The following is a 17,002-nucleotide window of genomic DNA, read 5'->3' on the forward strand; positions in this document are numbered from 1 at the left end:
GTACCTTGCTTCTTTGCGCATCCGCCTTTTTCCTCGCGCCCATGACGACCGCGGCTCACGAGGCCGAGCCTTCGGTCGAGCGGCTGGAAGCGGACATGCAGGTTCTTGCCCATGATTCATTGGAGGGCAGGGAAGCGGGAACGCAAGGGTACGACGTGGCGGCGGGCTATGTGGCCGGGCATTTTGCCGCAATCGGTCTGCAGACTTCGGCCAATGGCACCTATTTCCAAAGTATACCTTTCGCGAGCTATCGTAGCGCGGGAGATGAGGCCAACACCCTGAATATCGATGGAATTGCGGGTATCGGCGGACTGGTGGCAGTCGAGGATTACTCCGCTTCCGGCACTCCGCGGATGACAGATGGCGCAATCGAAGGCGAGCTGGTGTTCGTCGGGTTCGGTTTCGCGGGGAGCGGCTATGAACGCGATGACTTCCTCGGTGTCGATCTTGATGGCAAGATCGCGGTCACGCTGGGAGGCGCGCCAAAGGGCCTGAATACCGAGGAAAGCGCGCACTTCGGTTCAACGCAGGGTCAGCGGCTTTCCGAACGCGGCGCGATCGGGGCGATCTCGCTGTGGTCACCGGCGCGCGAGGAGCGTTTCTCCTGGGAGGCGGCCAAGGAAGTCCTGTCCAGTCATTCGACCAGTATGGCCTGGATCGGTCCCGATGGGGCAGTGCACAGCTCCGCGCCCAATCTCAAAGCTTCGGCAATTGTAAGCCCTGCGGTTTCGGAGGCACTGTTCGCTGGCCAGCCGGTGAGCTGGGAACAGGTGGTTGCCGCGGAAGCCGACCCGAGCCTGCCGCTGCCCGGTTTCGAAATGGGCGCGCGTGCGCGGATCACCTTCGCCAACGAGATCGAAACTACCAGTAGCCCCAATGTTATCGGCGTGCTGCCCGGCAGCGATCCCAAGCTGGCGCATGAAGTGGTGGTGGTCACTGCGCACCTCGATCATGTCGGGATCCAGCCGACCGAGGAAGAGGGTGACGACGAGATATTCAACGGCGCGATGGACAATGCCAGCGGCACGGTTGCAATCATGGAAGTTGCGCGTCTGCTTGTAGAAGAGCCACCGCGCCGCACCGTCCTGTTCCTTGCCCTGACAGCGGAAGAGAAGGGTCTACGCGGTTCGGACTACTTCGCGCGGTATCCGGTACTCGAAGAGGGCCAGAAGCTGGTCGCCAACGTCAATCTCGATATGCCTGTGTTGACCTACGAGTTTTCAGACGTTGTCGCATTTGGCGCAGAGCGCTCAACAATGCTTCCGGCCGTCCAGAAAGCGGTGAAGGATGCAGGGCTGACACTCACGCCCGATCCGCTTCCTGAAGAGGGTTATTTCACCCGCTCAGACCAATACAGCTTTGTGAGGCAGGGTATCCCGGCGGTCTATCTGGACACGGGTTTCGGCAATGGCGGCGATGTCGCAGTGCCGGAGTTCGTCCGCGAACATTATCACAAGCCATCCGATGAAGCGCATCGGATCGACTACACGCAGCTCGCGCGTTTCACCGCGGTGAATGTGCAGGTGGTCAAGGGTATCGCGAATATGGACGAGACGCCCAAATGGAAGAAAGGTGACTTCTTCGGCACCACCTTTGGCGGCCCGATGGAGGACTAGGCTGGGCGTCATTCAGCCCTGATGGCCTGCAAACAGTCAATTTCCGCGCTTCCGGTGCTCACGACCGAGAAGGTCGCTGCGCTCCGGTTCACGAAAATCCACTGTTTTCGTCACATCAGCATCTTAATATCGGACCAGCCTGTGCTCCCCTAGTAAATCGCCTCGACAAAATAGAGGCCGTGGGGCGGGGCGTTGAGACCCAGCGCGTGTCGGTCGCGCGCTTCCAGCGCTTCGCCGATCTGCTTTTCGCTCCATGTCCCTTGCCCGACCAGCTTGAGACAACCGACCATTGAGCGCACCTGGTGATGCAGGAAGCTGCGCGCCTGGGCGTGGATGTGGATTTCGTCACCCCATTCTTTTTTGGCCAGCTCGACATCGAGCCGGTCCAGCGTCTTGACCGGGTCTTTCGCCTGACAATGGGCCGACCGGAAAGTGGTAAAATCATGCCGCCCGACCAGCGCCTGCGCGGCGCGGTGCATCGCCTCCGCATCGAGGGGAGGGGCGACTTGCCACAAGCGGTTCTTCTCCAGCGTGAGTGGAGCGCGGCGATTGGCGATCTTGTAGACATATCGCCGTCCGGTGCAGGAAAAGCGTGCATGCCAATCCTCGCCGACTACCTCGCAAGCCAGCACCGCAATCGGATCGGGCCGGAGATGCGCGTTGAGTGCTTCCATCAGGCGGAATGGCTCGATCGCTTTCTCGATATCGACATGGCTGCGCATGGCGAGCGCATGGACCCCGGTATCGGTTCGCCCGGCGGAGAAGAGCGCGGCCTCTTCGCCTGTCACCGCCCGCATCGCGTCCTCGATCGATTGCTGCACGCTCGGCCCGTGCGGCTGGCGCTGCAGCCCCATGAACGGCGTGCCGTCGAATTCGATCGTGAGTGCGAAACGGGTCACCCGAGCTGAGTCCCTTCCGCGACCGGCGAACCGCGCAGGAAGTCTGCGACATCCATTGCCGGTTTGCCCGCGCGCTGGACGCGGGTGGGGCGGATTGCGCCTGATCCGCAGGCGATGGTGAGCCGGTCATCGAGCGTCGTTCCGGGAGCGCCTTCTCCCGAGACGATCTCGGCTGCGAAGACTTTTACCCGTTCGCCGCCCAGTTCGAACCACGCGCCCGGCACAGGGGCAAAGGCACGCACCTGCCGCTCGACAAACTCCGCGTCCTTGGAAAAGTCGATCCGCGCTTCGGCCTTGTCGATCTTCTTCGCATAGCTCGCGCCCGCATGATCCTGTTCGATCGCCTGCAGCGCGGGCAGGTCGATCAGAGTGCCGACCATCAGCTGCGCGCCGATTTCGGCCAATTCCTCGGTTAGCTCGCCTGCGGTCTTGTCCTCGATCGGCGTGCGCGCAGTGGCGATCATCGGCCCGGTATCGAGCCCTGCTTCCATCTGCATGATGGTAATGCCGGTGACGGGATCTCCCGCAAGGATCGCGCGCTGGATCGGCGCCGCACCGCGCCAGGCCGGGAGCAGCGAAGCATGGACATTGAGGCAGCCGTACTTCGGCGCATCGAGGATAGGTTGCGGCAGGATCAAGCCATAAGCGGCGACCACTGCGAGGTCCGCCTCCAGCGCGGCAAATTCCTCCTGCGCTTCGTCGTTCCTGAGCGACTTCGGCGTTCGCACTTCGATCCCCAACCGCTGGGCCGCCTGGTGCACTGGGGTTTCGACCAGCTCGCGACCGCGCCGCCCGCCAGGGCGCGGCGGCTGCGTATAGACGCACACGACTTCGTGCGCGGCCTCGACCAGCGCTTTGAGCGTCGGCACCGCGAACCCGGGCGTTCCCATGAAGATTATGCGCATTGGAAGAAAACCGTTCACCCTGAGCCTGTCGAAGCGTCGTCCTTACTTTTAGTGAGGGAAAAAGAAAGGGCAGGGGTTGGCCTTTGGCCCGCTCCGCGTCGACAAGCTCAGCCCGAACGGTCTAAGGCAAGCAAATGGCATCGCAAGAGATCGAAGTGCTGACATCCGCGCTGGCGCGGTTGCCCGGGCTTGGACCGCGCTCGGCGCGGCGCGCTGTGCTTTGGCTTGTGAAGCGCCGCGACAGCTCGCTCAGCCAGCTCGTCGAGGCGCTCGCAACGGTGCGCGATACGCTGGTCGAGTGCCAGACCTGCGGCAATGTCGATACGCGCGATCCTTGCGGTGTTTGCGCCGATACCAAGCGTGATCTCAAGTCGCTGTGCGTGGTCGAGGATGTCGCTGATCTGTGGGCGCTCGACCGTGCCAAGCTCTTTACCGGGCGCTATCATGTGCTGGGCGGCAAGCTTTCCGCGCTCGACGGCGTGCGGCCCGAAGACCTCAACATCGCTTCACTGCTTGCCCGCGTGGGCGAGGGCGGGATCGACGAAGTGGTGCTGGCAATGAACGCCACGCTCGAAGGGCAGACCACCGCGCATTACATCGCTGAGCGGTTGGAGGATTATCCGGTGCGCATCACCCAGCTGGCGCACGGCCTGCCGGTGGGCGGCGAGCTGGACTACCTCGACGAGGGGACTTTGGCGCAGGCGTTACGCGCAAGGCGGCCTGTTTAGTCGCGTCGTACGCGACTGACGATGTCAGTCGCTGCGCCCGGTTCCAGCCCGACTCCCCCTCCCAACCACCCAAACAGTATAGTGGCATGGGTGGTTGGGAGGGGGAGAGGGCTGGAACAGCCGAGGGAAGCGCGGACGCGTTTTCCGCATCGAAACAAAGACTCTCACGATTGAAACGTCGCGCGTAGAATACTATCTACTCCCCCCATGGCTATACGCGAAATTCTCGAAGTGCCGGATCCCCGGCTAAAGACCGTGTCCGAACCGGTTTCCGATGACGAGTTCAACGATGAGCTGAGGACGCTGGTCGATGACATGTTCGAAACCATGTACGCCGCGCATGGCATTGGCCTTGCCGCGATCCAGGTCGGTGTGCCCAAGCGCATCCTGGTGATCGATTTGCAGCCGGAAGACCGGGATGCCGAGCCCGAGCCGTGCGATCATGACGGCCATGAGCACGTGCATTATCCGCTCAAGAAAGAGCCGCGCATCTTCATCAATCCGGAGATTCTCGATCCGGCAGAAGACCTCGCGACCTATTCGGAGGGCTGCCTGTCGGTCCCTGAGATCTACGCCGATGTCGATCGTCCGGCGACCTGCCGCGTGCGCTGGAAAGACCTGGATGGGGAGACTCATGAGGAGGACATGGAAGGCCTCATGGCCACCTGCATCCAGCACGAGATGGACCACCTCGAAGGTATCCTGTTTATCGACCACCTGAGCCGGCTTAAGCGGCAAATGGCGCTCAAGAAATTGCAGAAACTTCGCGCGGCCTAGCGCTTGGCGCTCGCTTCGGCGCGAAACTCTTCCATCAAGTCTTCCGGTATCAACCGCCGCGCCAGCCATAGTCCGGCGGGCACAAGGATGAGGTCGTCAAGTTGGCCCAGCACCGGAATGAAATCCGGGATCAGGTCGATCGGCGACAGGGCATAGGCAATCGAGCCTGCCGCCAGCCATTTGGCGGCGCGCGGCGTACGCGGATCGCGCGCAGCCAAAGTGAGGGCGGATGCTTCGAGCCGCAATTCGGCAGACCATTGGCGCAGCCGCCCCCGAGTCATGATCTCAAGCAGCTTCCAACATTGTATCGCGCGCCTTCACACAATCTTCGAAGCACTCGCGGCACATCTGCTCGCAGCGCTTGCAGTGCGCGTTGTCGTGCTTGGCGCACTCTTCCGCGCAGACCTTGCAGGCGATGATGCAGGCTTCGAGCAGCGACTTGATTACCGTGACATTGCCTCCGGTGCGGCGGCTGGCGATGCGGGTGAAGGCGGTGCAGATATCTGAGCAGTCCATGCATTTGCGTACGCAGTCCGACATGTCCATCGGCTCGGCGCTGCAGGCATCGGCGCAGCTGTTGCAGATCGCCGCGCAATACATCGCGTGGCGGATCGCTTCGCCCAGTTCCACGGTATAGTCCGCACCAACCTGGGGATGTTCCTTGATCATCTCTTTGATCGACATAGGCTTTTTCTCCTTCTGGAGACTTCAGCGTATGAGAGTGGGGATTGTTCCTAAGGGTGCTTGGGCGGCGTGTCATTGCCCGATCCCCAGTATCCACAAGGTGATGAGAACGCCTCGGTTGGAGAATCAGTGACGATGTGGCACGTTTTTACTCCGTTCTACCTGAGTCGGAGGTGCTTTACGATTGCCTGAAACGCCGCGAGGGCGAATAAACTCAAAACTGCTGGCGTGTCGCTCACATGCGCGAACGAACCGACGAGAGTAAGGCCTTGCCTGTCAGAATGCCCGAAAGAAGGCAGAGACATAGCGGGTCCGAAACCGTAGATCTTCGTTTCAAAGCTTCACTGACGGCCGCCACGTAAAATCCAACAGCAAGCACATGGAGACAGATATGTTCTGTCCACCTCACGTGCTGCGCTGGATCGATGAACTCTGCTACTGGGTCTTGTTGTCTTCAGACGGCGTGACCTGTTTGTGCCAGTCGCTGGTCGGTTTCCCGACCGCCGAAGAAGCAGAGGCTAACTTTCAATGGTGGTACGCCACCAAATGATTCAGCCGCAGGGTGGCGGGTGTAGTCCCGCCACCACAGCGGTTCGGAGAAAGATTATGGACAGTCAGTTGCTGCCAATGGTCGCCCTGGTCCTGGGGCTTTGCCTAGGTGGAGGGGCGACGTGGTTTTTCGCCGCTCGAAGAATTGGTGAGCTTGAGTTGCGCCTCGCCGGTGCGGAAGATTTCGCTGACGAGAAGGAGGACGAATTCAAGACCGCGATTGCCGAATTGGGCGATGCCCGGATCGAGCTTGCCACGCTCAAGGCCAATGCCGCCAATTTCGACAAGCAGATCGAGCAGATGCGCGAGGCGCGCGAGGAAATGCTCGCCCAATTCAAGGCGGTCGGTGGCGAAGTTCTCTCGCGCAGCCAGGAAGAGTTCCTCAAGCGCGCCGAAGAGCGCTTCAAGCAATCCGAAGATGCGGGCGAGGCCAAAATCAAGGCACTGCTCACTCCCGTCGGTGAGAAACTGGCGAAATACGAGAAGCAGGTTGCTGATCTTGAAGAGAAGCGCACCGATGCCTTCGGCCAGCTCGCCGGGCTGATCCAGTCGATGCGCGACGGACAGGAAGAAGTGCGGCGCGAAGCGCAGCGGCTGGGCAACTCGCTTACAAATGCGCCCAAGGCGCGCGGGCGCTGGGGCGAGCGGGCGCTGCAGAACGTGCTCGAACAATGTGGTCTGGCACAGCACACCGATTTCGTGATGGAGCATTCGGTTGAGACCGAGGAGGGCCGATTGCGTCCCGACGCAATCATCAACGTGCCGGGCCAAAAGAAGCTCGTGATCGATTCCAAGGTTTCGTTGAACGCCTATCAAGCCGCCTTCGAGGCGGATGACGACGACACGCGCAAGCGCGAGCTGGAAGCGCACGCCAAATCCATGCGCAACCACGTCCAGACCTTGAGCGCGAAAAGCTACCAGAGCCAGTTCGAAGAAGCGCCCGATTACGTCATCATGTTCATTCCTGGCGAGCATTTTGTCACTGCCGCCTTGGACGCCGATCCTCAGCTATGGGACTTTGCTTTTGAACGCCGGGTATTGCTCGCCACTCCTACCAACCTCGTCGCCATCGCGCGTACGGTGGCGCAAGTCTGGCGGCAGGATGGCCTTGCGCGCGAGGCACAGGAGATCGGCCGCATGGGTGCGGAACTGTACGAGCGTCTGGCGACTGCGGCCGAACACCTCAAGCGCGTCGGCGGCGGTCTCGAAAGCGCGGTCAACAATTACAACAAGTTCGTCGGCAGTTTTGAACGCAACGTTCTCTCGTCAGGCAAGCGGCTGGCGGAGAAGGGAATCGAAATCGGCAAGCGAGAGATCGAGGATGTCCCGCTGGTCGAAGGCGCGCCGCGCTACACTTCCGAAGACCTGCTGATCGAAAAGGGCGAAGAAGCAGCGGAGTAGGCGGCTGCTTGCGCGCGCTCTTGCGGTCACCGCAAGGCGCCGCTAGCCACATGGCCCGTTCAAAGAAGGATCGGAACGATGATCATCTAGTCTCGCAGACCAGACCAAATACATAATTCTTGCGAGGCGCATCATGCATCCGATTATCTACGACGTTGCCGTGTCGATCGACGGCTATATCTCCGGCCCCGATGGGGACATCTCTTCTTTTCCTCAGGAAGGCCCGGTAGTCGATGACTATCTCGAACGGCTGGCAGGTTACTCCACTGCAATCATGGGCAAAGCGACTTATGAATTCGGCTATCGCTTCGGGATGAAGCCCGGCGAGAACCCCTATCCGCATATGCGGACCATCGTCTTCTCCGAGACATTAGAGTTGGGCGGTATCAGCGATGTCGAAGCCCGCGGCTATGCCGACGGCGAGGCCGTGGCAAGAATCAGGGACGAAGCGAATGGGCCGGTCTATCTGGTGGGTGGCGGGGCGTTTGCAGCCTCATTGCTCGGCTTTGGGTTGATTGACCGGCTACGGTTGAAGCGTGCGCCGATTGTCCTGGGAGGCGGCACCCGAATGCTTGAGCATGCGGTGAGCCCTGCGGAACTCTCGCACATCGAAACCCGCGAGTATCCGGGCGGGTACGTTTTTCAGGAATTTGCAATTGGCTAGGGTGCCAGATATCTAATCGAAACTCGCCAGCACTTCGTACGCCAGCACCGCGCCAGCCATTGCCGCATTGAGCGAATCTGCGCGGCCCTTCATCGGCATGGTAACGCGCAAGTCGCAGGCGGCCTCATAGTCTTCCGGCAGGCCTTGCGATTCGTTGCCGACGAGGAGGAAACAGGGCGCCTGATAGGGCGCGCCGCGATAGGGCACCGCATCGCGCAACGATGCCGCGACGAGTTGGCCCGGGGCACCGTTCTTTCCGGAACGGAGCCAAGGCAGGAATTCGTCCCATCGGGCCTTGGCGAGTTTCTGCGTGAAAATCGCGCCCATGCTCGCCCGCACGGCTTCAACCGAAAAAGGGTCGGCACAATCGTCGATCAGGATCAGTCCGCCGGCCCCGACAGCATCGCCGGTGCGCAGCATGGTCCCGAGATTTCCGGGATCGCGCAAGTCCTGCGCCACCAGCCAGATATAGGCTGAGCTGCGGTCGATCGTATCCAGCGAAGTGTCGAACTCCGCAAATACCCCCGCAACTGCTTGCGGATTGGACTTACCTGTAATCTTGGCCAGGATGTCTGGCGAGGTCTCGATGACATCTGCGCCCGTCTGCCCTAGGTCTATCTCAAGCTTTTCGAGCAGTGGATGCGGTTCGCGCGCGGTTGAAAGAATAAGTATTTCAGGAAGATAACCGCTCTCGCGCGCGTCAGTCAGGAGCCGTAATCCTTCAACCAGGAATTTTGCCGAGGTCTTGCGATGCTTTTTCTCGCGCAGGCTGCGAATGAACTTGACGGTAGGGTTGGAAAAGCCGGTAATCTCTCGGCGTGGTGCCGACGTCATTTCTCTTCGCCGAAGCCGTCTTCTACCATGCTGCACAATTCCTCGAGGATGGTGTCTTGGTCTTCACCTTCGACGATGATCTCGACTATATCGCCCTTCGCGGCGCCCAGCATCATCAGTCCGAGAATCGATCCGCCGACCGCTTCATTGCCGCCTTTGGCAACCTTGACCGAGACGCTGTCATCAAGCTCGGCCACGGCTCCGACAAACTTGGCGCTCGCCCGCGCATGCAGGCCGCGCTGGTTGACGATGGTGACTTCGCGCCGCGCTGCGCTCACGATGCTTCGGCCTTCCGCCGCTCCGGACGGGGCCGCTCACCAAGGAACTCGGACGCAATGGTGATGTAGTTTTGCCCGGCATCGCGCCCGGCTTCTACCGCTTCCGTGACGCCCATGCATTTGCGCGCACCGCCGAGGCGGATCAGCATCGGCAGGTTGATTCCGGCAATAACCTCAACGCGCCCCGCTTCGAGCAGCGAAATCGCGAGATTGGATGGCGTCCCGCCGAACAGGTCGGTGAGGATGATAACCCCCTCCCCCGAATCGACGTCGACAATGGCGCGGGCGATCTCCTTGCGGCGGCGCTCCATATCGTCTTCGGGACCGATGCAGATGGTCGCGATTTTGTCTTGCGCGCCGACCACGTGCTCCATCGCATCTACGAAATGCTTGGCGAGATCGCCATGGGTGACGAGAATCAGGCCGATCATGCGATTCTGGTAGCTGCGAACATGGGGTGGGTCTCTATCTGTTTGCCTGCCTGCGCGGCAATTCAAGCTGGTCGGCAGCCCTTGTGGCCAGATTGCGATGCAGGACAGTGGGCGAAAATCCTTCATCGCGCAAGACCTGAGCCATGCGCTCAGCCGTGAAGACCGAGCGGTGCCTGCCGCCTGTACAGCCGAAGGCAATATTGAGATAGCTGCGCCCTTCCTCGCGGTATTGCGGGATCAGGAACAACAGCAGGTCTCGGATGCGCTCGAACGCGGGGGCGAAGGCTTCGTCTCTCTCGATATAGGCGCCGACTGCCTCATCCTGCCCGGTTTGCTCGCGCAATGCCTCGTCCCAATGGGGATTGTCGAGGAAACGCATGTCGAAAACGAGGTCGGCGAGCGGCGGCATCCCGCGCGCAAAGCCGAAGCTGGTGACGGTGATCACCATCTCTTCGGTCGCCGAGGCCTGGAAGCGGTCGCGCACCACCTGCTGTAACTGGTTGGTCGAGTAATCGGTGGTGTCGATGACCAATTCCGCCGCGCTGCGCAGCGGCTCGAGCAGCTCGCGTTCTGCCTTAATCCCATCAAGCACCGGGCGGCCTTGTGCCATCGGGTGGCGTCGCCGGTTTTCGTTGTAGCGTCGTTCAAGCTCGCTGCTCGCACAATCGACGAACAGTGTACCGATCGACAGTTCGTCACGCTGAGACAACCGCTCGATCAGATCGTTGATCTTCACTGGGTCAAAACCGCGTGTGCGGCTGTCGACGCCGATTGCTAGAGGAGTACCGGCCGACTTGCTCTTGCCGATCAAACGTTCAAGCAGCCGGACAGGAAAGTTGTCGATCACTTCCCATCCGAGATCTTCCAGAGTGTGCAGGGCAGTGGTTTTTCCGGCGCCCGAAGTGCCAGTCACGAGCAGGATTGCCTGTTGTTCCGGCTCGACTTCAGACGAATTATTACCCGGCATAGTCAGCCAATGTCTTCCCAGCGCGACCCGGGGCGTATGGCTATGAATGAGCCTTCGGGATCAGGCAGGCAAGCCAAAAAGCTCGAGCGCCTTTTCTGCCCGGATTGCAGCTGCAGGAATGGAGGGATCGAATGACAGGACGGGGATGTTGCGCCCGAAAATTTCTCTGTGCCCGGCATGCTCGGTGAAACGTAGGGCGTCGCTTGAAAGTTCCAGCAACAGAGCGATGGGAGCGCTGGTGCATGGATACTCAACGAGTCCGACATTTCGCAGCTCTAGCTTGCCGGCAATGTTCGGCGGCGGAGAGGCGATCAAGATCCCGTCGCAGATCTCAAGCGTCACCGCATCGTCTCCGATCAATGTCGCACCGCGATCGATCAGCTTGGCTGCCAGTGTGCTCTTGCCGCACCCTGACGGTCCTCCAAGCAAGAGCGTACGCCCGCCAATGGCCACTCCGGTGGCGGCAAATACTTCCGATCCGCTCATGTGCGCGGCGGGGCGGCAGGGAGTTCGAAGCGCAAGCAAGCGCCGCATTTCCCGTCTGCACGGGGATAGGCGGAAAGCGTCCCGTCATGCGCTTCAGCGATAGTGCGGGCTATAGCGAGGCCTAGGCCGCTATGCTGGCCAAAATCCTCGTTATCGGGCCGCACCGAATGGAAGCGGCGAAAAACCTTGTCGCGCTCTTCTTTCGGAATACCGGGTCCCTGGTCGCAAATGGTTACGGCGATCCAATCCTGGTCCCGGCTCAGCTCGACTGTTACGGGCGCATTATCGGGCGAAAATGATACTGCATTGTCGAGCAGATTCTCGATGACACGCTCGAGCCTTGCCGGCACACCCAGGACCTGGCTCGACCAGTCAGGCGCCTCAAACTCGATCGGGTGGCCGGCATTTTCGGCACGGGCCTGCCGCGTGCCGAGGATGTTGCTGATCAAGAGGCCCAGTTTCACCGGTTCGAAGACCGCCCGTGAAAGCTCGGCATCGATCCGGCTGGCATCGGAAATTTCCGAGACAAGGCGGTCGATCCGGCGCACGTCATGTGCGGCGATATCGGTCAGCTGGCGCCTCAGCTCGGGGTCTTCCACGCGCGAGAGCGATTCCATCGCGCTGCGCAGCGAGGCGAGGGGATTTTTGATTTCGTGGGCGACGTCGGCGGCGAAACTCTCGACCGCATCGATCCGGTTGCGCAGTGCATCGGTCATATCGGCGACCGCGCGGGCCAGCAGGCCGATCTCGTCGCCGCGTTCAGGAAGACGGGGAACGACCACCTGCCGGTCGCGCCCAAGACGCACACGGATTGCTGACTTGGCCAGTGTCCGGAGCGGCTGGACGATCGTCCTCGCCATGAACAGCGATAACAGGATCGAAAACAGCAATGCCAATCCGACTGCCGTGCCCAAGGTCGTACGCGCGGCGCGAACACTGTCGGTGATATCGGTAGCATTGCGTGTCGTGAGCAGGGTTGCTCCAAGGATGCCGACCGGTGCTGCGGCATTGATTACGGGCGTTCCGTCAGGGGCATCGCGCAACTGGATCTGGCTGATACCCTCTTCACGGGCGCGGCGCAGTTCGGGCCAGACATCCGCGTTCAAACTTACCGGCTCGATATAATCGGGGATCGGCTCCGCGCCGACTACCGTGTCGACCGCACGGTCGAGAATTCGGGCGAAATCTTCCTGCCACGGCAGCTCTTCAGGATCGTCCAGAGTGAAGGCCGGTTGATCCAGTTCGAAGCTGTCGGCCCACAGCCTCCCCTCGGCATCGTACATGCGCAGCCGCATGTTCTGTTCCTTGCCGATCTGGATCAGCAGCGCTTCCTGCCGTGTCTTGGTGGCACCGGCGAGCGCTTCTGCCGTGATTTGCGCTTCGATCCGTGCGAGCTTGTAGCGCTCGTCGAGCAATTGCGTGCGGTAGGTGTCGAGGTAAAAAGTGCCCCCGCCCAGCAGCAGGAGCGGGAGAATGTTGACCGCCAGGATCCTGGTAGTGAGCGAAAGATTTGGCCTCCAGCTCAAGGACTCGGGCTTGGTTTCCGCGCGTTCCGGAGCGATCTCGTCAGACATCGCTGAAGCTGTAGCCGGCACCGTAGAGGGTTTCGATCGCCGAGAACTCTGGCGCGACCGAGCGGAACTTGCGGCGCATCCGCTTGATATGGCTATCGACCGTCCGATCATCCACAAACACGTCATCTGGATATGCCGCGTCCATCAGCTGATTGCGGCTCTTGATAACGCCAGGACGGCTAGCAAGCGCTTCGAGGATCAGGAACTCGGTCACCGTTAGCGAAACGGGTTTTCCATCCCAGGTTACGCGGTGCCGGGCCGGGTCCATAATGAGCCGGCCGCGAGCCAGCTCTTCGCTTGCCGCGCTGTCCTCCTCGCTGCGACTTTCACCCGGGATGGGAACGTCGCGGCGTCGCAGAATCGCGCGAATTCGTGCAAGCAACAGGCGCAGGCTGAAGGGTTTGGAGATATAATCGTCCGCCCCCATTTCCAGCCCGGCTTCCTCGTCCTGCTCGTCATCCTTGCTGGTGAGGAAGATGACGGGAAGCGGCGAATGCGCGCGCAGTCGGCGGAGCAACTCCATACCGTCCATACGGGGCATCTTGATATCGAACACACCGAGATCCGGCGGATTTTCCAACAGCGCCTTCAATGCGGTTTCACCGTCGGAATAAACGCGGGTGGCAAATCCCTCGGCCTGCAGAGCGATTGAAACGGTCGTCAAAATGTTACGATCATCGTCGACCAGCGCGATGACAGTTTCACCTTTTTCGTCTGTTGGTTCGCTCGCCAATCCGAAGCTCCGATTCCCGTTCCTTACGGTAGCGACTCGGGTTAGCGCGGAAGCCGCCACGAGACAACGCGCGAGGCAGATTGTCAGAGTTGTGCCCGCTATTCACAAATGAGAACGTTACCATCGGTCAATTTGACGCAGGAGTGCGGTAACAGTATGTGCCCGCTCAAGTTTGCACCTGCTATAAGCCTGTGCAGCCACCCCCAATTTCCGGTCCTCAGGAGAGAGCTTTGACCGCGTCGCTATCCTATTCGCTTTCCGACCAAGGCATCGCCACCGATGCCACGATTCACGCCAATCTTTCTTCTTCGGAATTAACCGAACATGCGCTCGCCAATGGCGAAGGCCGACTTGCCAAAGGTGGCCCGCTGGTCGTTGAAACTGGCAAGCACACGGGCCGCAGCGCAAAGGACAAGTTCATTGTCCGCGACAGCGAGACCGAAGACACGGTCTGGTGGGACAACAACGCGTCGATCGCACCCGAACATTTCGCCGCTCTGAAGGCGGATTTCATGGCAGCCGTGGCGGAGAAAGATACGCTCTACGTCGCTGACCTGTTCGGAGGTTCGCAGCCCGACCACCGCGTCAATGTGCGCGTCATCAATGAATTCGCATGGCACAATCAGTTCATCCGCACGATGCTGGTGCGGCCTAAGGCCGAAGAACTCGAGGGTTTCACGCCCGAATACACAATCATCGACCTCCCGAGCTTCCGCGCCGATCCCGAGCGTCATGGCACGCGCAGCGAAACCGTGATCGCGGTGAACTTGTCGGAGAAGCTGATCCTGATTGGCGGCACGAAGTATGCTGGCGAGATGAAGAAAAGCGTCTTCGGCATCCTCAACTACCTGCTGCCGGTCAAGGGCGTAATGCCGATGCATTGCTCTGCCAATATCGGCCCCGACGGAAAGTCAGCTGTGTTCTTTGGCCTGTCAGGTACCGGCAAGACCACGCTTTCCGCCGATGCGAGCCGCACGCTGATCGGCGATGATGAGCATGGCTGGTCGGATACGGCGGTCTTCAACTTCGAAGGCGGCTGCTATGCCAAGATGATCCGCCTCTCCGAAGAAGCAGAGCCCGAGATCTACGCGACCACGCGGATGGAAGGTACGGTCCTCGAGAACGTCGTGATGGACGGCGAGGGCAATATCGATCTCGACGACAATTCACTCGCCGAAAACACCCGCGGGGCATACCCCCTGTCCTCGATACCGAATACTTCGGAAGACAATATGGGCCCGCCGCCCTCCAATGTAATCATGCTAACCGCTGATGCATTCGGCGTGCTGCCTCCGATTGCGAAGCTGACGCCGGACCAGGCGATGTATCACTTCCTTTCGGGCTATACGGCCAAGGTTGCGGGCACCGAGATCGGAGTTACCGAACCCGAAGCGACCTTCTCGACTTGCTTCGGCGCTCCCTTCATGCCGCGCCACCCCAGCGTCTATGGCAATTTACTCAAGAAGCGGATCGCCGAGGGACAGGTCGATTGCTGGCTGGTCAACACCGGCTGGACCGGCGGCAAATACGGCGTCGGACACCGCATGCCAATCAAGGCGACCCGCGCTCTGCTCAATGCGGCGCTCGATGGCTCGCTCAACGATGCTGAATTCCGCAAGGACGAGAATTTTGGTTTCGATGTCCCGGTTGCGGTACCGGGCGTCGACAGCGCGATCCTTGATCCGCGTTCAACTTGGGCAGATCCGGAAGAATATGACCGTACGGCGCAAAAGCTGGTCGGTCTGTTCATCAACAACTTCGCGCCTTTTGCTGAGCATGTCGATCAGGGCGTGCGCGATGCTGCTCCGGTCAAGGAAACCGCAGCCGCCTAGGAGATCGCTCCACTGCTAATCGGATTCGGGGTCAGGGATCTCGATCTGGGGTAGCGGCGGAGGAACCTTCGACAGATCGAATGGTTCGCCTTCGGGCGCGCTGTTCATTGCGTCGATATAGGCCTGGGCCATGTCGGCCATTCCTCCTCCATGGGGATCGGATGCGACCGATCGCAAACTCCATTGTGCCAGTTCGATCTTGCCTTCGACTGCTTGCATCATGCCCACATTCATCCAAAGACTCTTATCAAAAGGGGCCAGCATTGCCGCGCGCTCTATAGCCCGGCGGGCCAAGTCTGACGGTTCTTTTCCTTGCTCAATATACTGGCGGTACAAGTAGATCAGCGGCAAAGGATGGTCATTCTCGAGGCCGTTCAAATCCTGGAAGGGTTTGAACGCCGCGCGATAGGCGGACGCGGTGTCGTCTGCGTCCGCTGCCAAATCGAATAAGGCGTAGCCCTTCTGAACGTAGGCGTTCGTGCGGCTTGGATCGATTTCGATGGCTTTGTCTGCTGCTGCTATCGCAAGATCATTGTTACCGGAATCGAATTCTGCCTCCGCCAGCGCCGCCAACACGCCCGCATCCTCGGGATATTGCGCAGCAAGCTGGCGAGCCTCGTTAACGAGCTCAAGCGCTTCTTTTCTTGTGACACCTCTCTTGGATTCGATCACGAGGGGCATCATCGCTGCTTCGCCCTCGGCCAATCGGGTGACCGTCACAGCACTTGGCGACAACAATCGCGGTGGTAGTTTGAAGGAAGTGATCGTTTTGACCTTCAGGTAGTCTTCCAACTCCTTCTCGAGTTGCTCGATCGGTCCAAATACGTCCAGTGCTGCTCGCGGAGACGGAATACCTTCCCCTATCCGTTTGAGATATTCGGACAGCTGGCCGGAGCGTGATTTCTCGAAAGCCAAGTAGTGATAGAGAAGCCAACTTCGGCCATAGTAAGAATCGTGCTTGTACTTCTTCTGCGCCCGATAAAGCTCGTCATCGAAGAGCTGTTCCAACGGCACTTCGCGCGAATAGAAAATCTCGCCCGCGCGATGATTTGCCGCGCGTCCCACCCAGACTGACCCATCTTTCTCGAAATGAGCAGAAGCGTAAAACTCTGCAGCTCCCTCGTTCATCCAGCGCGGCATCGTTTGCCGATAGGATGAGATGAGAAAGTGGTGGGCGTACTCGTGCAACAGCACAATGAAGGTGAAGTCGAGGCTTCTTCGCCCAGTACTGATATCGGGCACGAAAGCGACAGAGCCGCCAGCGCGGGGCACATAGAAGCCGGCAACCAGTGATTTCTTGTCGCCGTAAAGCTTCTTCACTTTCCGCTCGCTGCCGACAGCGTATATCGTGACCCTGTTGGAAGGGCTGGGCTTTTCGACCTTGCGCCTGGTCACAAACTCCATCGCCGAGTGATACTTTTCAAGCATTTCGGCGAATTTCTGGACGTCGCTCGCCCTGTCATCCGCGTAGACCACAAAGTGATCGCTCTCTGCTTTGTGCCACTCGGCAAAAGCCATTGTCGGCCAGACCAGCAACAGCAGCGCAATCACGAACTTCCGCATCGATACAACCCCCTGCGCCGACCTGCGATTGCCCGCGCGGGCGAAGGCTAGCATCCGAATTAGCCGCAAGCCAAGACCCTA

Annotated in this window: 18 protein-coding genes and 1 pseudogene; 7 read left to right on the forward strand and 12 right to left on the reverse strand. The window is 60.1% G+C overall.

Annotated elements, in window-relative coordinates; all coding sequences use genetic code 11:
* Nucleotides 1-41 precede the first annotated feature (41 nt).
* Nucleotides 42-1,616 carry a M20/M25/M40 family metallo-hydrolase gene (locus tag ACEWMW_RS08290; protein WP_409413410.1) on the forward strand — a complete coding sequence of 525 codons (1,575 nt, stop codon included), beginning with the start codon at nt 42-44 and terminating at the stop codon, nt 1,614-1,616.
* A gap of 149 nt (nt 1,617-1,765) precedes the next feature.
* Here ACEWMW_RS08290 and truA read toward each other — a convergent pair whose 3' ends face one another.
* Both truA and fmt read right to left on the reverse strand, forming a co-directional pair.
* On the reverse strand, nt 1,766-2,515 hold the full coding sequence (gene truA / locus ACEWMW_RS08295) for a tRNA pseudouridine(38-40) synthase TruA (protein ID WP_409413411.1): 750 nt from the start codon (nt 2,513-2,515) through the stop codon (nt 1,766-1,768).
* Nucleotides 2,512-3,420, reverse strand: coding sequence for a methionyl-tRNA formyltransferase (gene fmt / locus ACEWMW_RS08300; RefSeq protein WP_409413412.1), 909 nt, complete (start codon nt 3,418-3,420; stop codon nt 2,512-2,514). The genes truA and fmt overlap by 4 nt, the downstream gene beginning before the upstream one ends.
* Nucleotides 3,421-3,554: 134 nt before the next feature.
* Here fmt and recR point away from each other — a divergent pair, with 134 nt between their 5' ends.
* Complete coding sequence (gene recR / locus ACEWMW_RS08305) at nt 3,555-4,148, forward strand: recombination mediator RecR (RefSeq protein ID WP_409413413.1); 594 nt, start codon at nt 3,555-3,557, stop codon at nt 4,146-4,148.
* Nucleotides 4,149-4,355: 207 nt separating this feature from the next.
* On the forward strand, nt 4,356-4,925 hold the full coding sequence (locus tag ACEWMW_RS08310) for a peptide deformylase (protein ID WP_409413414.1): 570 nt from the start codon (nt 4,356-4,358) through the stop codon (nt 4,923-4,925).
* Between the two features lie 5 nt (nt 4,926-4,930).
* Here the strand turns inward: ACEWMW_RS08310 and ACEWMW_RS08315 are convergent.
* Together ACEWMW_RS08315 and ACEWMW_RS08320 are read right to left on the reverse strand one after the other, a co-directional pair.
* A pseudogene (locus ACEWMW_RS08315) lies at nt 4,931-5,194 on the reverse strand (YkvA family protein); the annotation flags it as partial.
* A gap of 16 nt (nt 5,195-5,210) precedes the next feature.
* A complete protein-coding gene (locus ACEWMW_RS08320) occupies nt 5,211-5,609 on the reverse strand; it encodes a four-helix bundle copper-binding protein (protein ID WP_409413415.1) in 399 nt (132 codons plus the stop codon).
* Nucleotides 5,610-6,000: 391 nt separating this feature from the next.
* Between ACEWMW_RS08320 and ACEWMW_RS08325 the strand changes: the two genes are divergently transcribed.
* The 3 genes from ACEWMW_RS08325 to ACEWMW_RS08335 all read left to right on the forward strand — a co-directional run bounded on the left by ACEWMW_RS08325 (nt 6,001) and on the right by ACEWMW_RS08335 (nt 8,223).
* On the forward strand, nt 6,001-6,159 hold the full coding sequence (locus ACEWMW_RS08325; RefSeq protein WP_409413416.1) for a hypothetical protein: 159 nt from the start codon (nt 6,001-6,003) through the stop codon (nt 6,157-6,159).
* A gap of 56 nt (nt 6,160-6,215) precedes the next feature.
* A complete protein-coding gene (locus tag ACEWMW_RS08330) occupies nt 6,216-7,559 on the forward strand; it encodes a DNA recombination protein RmuC (protein WP_409413417.1) in 1,344 nt (447 codons plus the stop codon).
* A gap of 133 nt (nt 7,560-7,692) precedes the next feature.
* Entirely contained in the window at nt 7,693-8,223 is a 531-nt protein-coding gene (locus ACEWMW_RS08335; protein ID WP_409413418.1) for a dihydrofolate reductase family protein, read from the forward strand.
* Between the two features lie 12 nt (nt 8,224-8,235).
* On the opposite strand, the gene ACEWMW_RS08340 is transcribed toward ACEWMW_RS08335, so the two are convergent.
* From ACEWMW_RS08340 to ACEWMW_RS08370, 7 genes are read right to left on the reverse strand one after another with little or no spacing between them, the layout of a single operon-like run.
* Complete coding sequence (locus ACEWMW_RS08340) at nt 8,236-9,057, reverse strand: TrmH family RNA methyltransferase (protein ID WP_409413419.1); 822 nt, start codon at nt 9,055-9,057, stop codon at nt 8,236-8,238.
* Entirely contained in the window at nt 9,054-9,335 is a 282-nt protein-coding gene (locus ACEWMW_RS08345; protein ID WP_409413420.1) for an HPr family phosphocarrier protein, read from the reverse strand. Before ACEWMW_RS08345 ends, ACEWMW_RS08340 begins: the two co-directional genes overlap by 4 nt.
* A complete protein-coding gene (locus ACEWMW_RS08350; RefSeq protein WP_409413421.1) occupies nt 9,332-9,766 on the reverse strand; it encodes a PTS sugar transporter subunit IIA in 435 nt (144 codons plus the stop codon). Before ACEWMW_RS08350 ends, ACEWMW_RS08345 begins: the two co-directional genes overlap by 4 nt.
* Before the next feature lie 34 nt (nt 9,767-9,800).
* Nucleotides 9,801-10,733, reverse strand: coding sequence for an RNase adapter RapZ (gene rapZ, locus ACEWMW_RS08355; protein ID WP_409413422.1), 933 nt, complete (start codon nt 10,731-10,733; stop codon nt 9,801-9,803).
* Between the two features lie 60 nt (nt 10,734-10,793).
* Nucleotides 10,794-11,219 (reverse strand): HPr kinase/phosphorylase, encoded by a 426-nt coding sequence (locus tag ACEWMW_RS08360; protein ID WP_409413423.1) that lies wholly within the window; start codon nt 11,217-11,219, stop codon nt 10,794-10,796.
* Nucleotides 11,216-12,793, reverse strand: a complete 1,578-nt coding sequence (locus tag ACEWMW_RS08365; RefSeq protein ID WP_409413424.1) for a sensor histidine kinase — start codon at nt 12,791-12,793, stop codon at nt 11,216-11,218. Before ACEWMW_RS08365 ends, ACEWMW_RS08360 begins: the two co-directional genes overlap by 4 nt.
* Nucleotides 12,786-13,526: a response regulator transcription factor gene (locus ACEWMW_RS08370; RefSeq protein WP_409413425.1), complete on the reverse strand. Its 741-nt coding sequence runs from the start codon at nt 13,524-13,526 to the stop codon at nt 12,786-12,788. The genes ACEWMW_RS08365 and ACEWMW_RS08370 overlap by 8 nt, the downstream gene beginning before the upstream one ends.
* 230 nt (nt 13,527-13,756) lie before the next feature.
* Between ACEWMW_RS08370 and ACEWMW_RS08375 the strand changes: the two genes are divergently transcribed.
* Nucleotides 13,757-15,358, forward strand: coding sequence for a phosphoenolpyruvate carboxykinase (locus tag ACEWMW_RS08375; protein ID WP_409413426.1), 1,602 nt, complete (start codon nt 13,757-13,759; stop codon nt 15,356-15,358).
* Between the two features lie 15 nt (nt 15,359-15,373).
* Here ACEWMW_RS08375 and ACEWMW_RS08380 read toward each other — a convergent pair whose 3' ends face one another.
* On the reverse strand, nt 15,374-16,921 hold the full coding sequence (locus ACEWMW_RS08380) for a tetratricopeptide repeat protein (protein ID WP_409413427.1): 1,548 nt from the start codon (nt 16,919-16,921) through the stop codon (nt 15,374-15,376).
* Between the last annotated feature and the right edge of the window lie 81 nt (nt 16,922-17,002).

Origin of the sequence: Litorerythrobacter xanthomarinus (assembly GCF_046254955.1) — a bacterium.
Lineage (GTDB): Bacteria > Pseudomonadota > Alphaproteobacteria > Sphingomonadales > Sphingomonadaceae > Qipengyuania_C.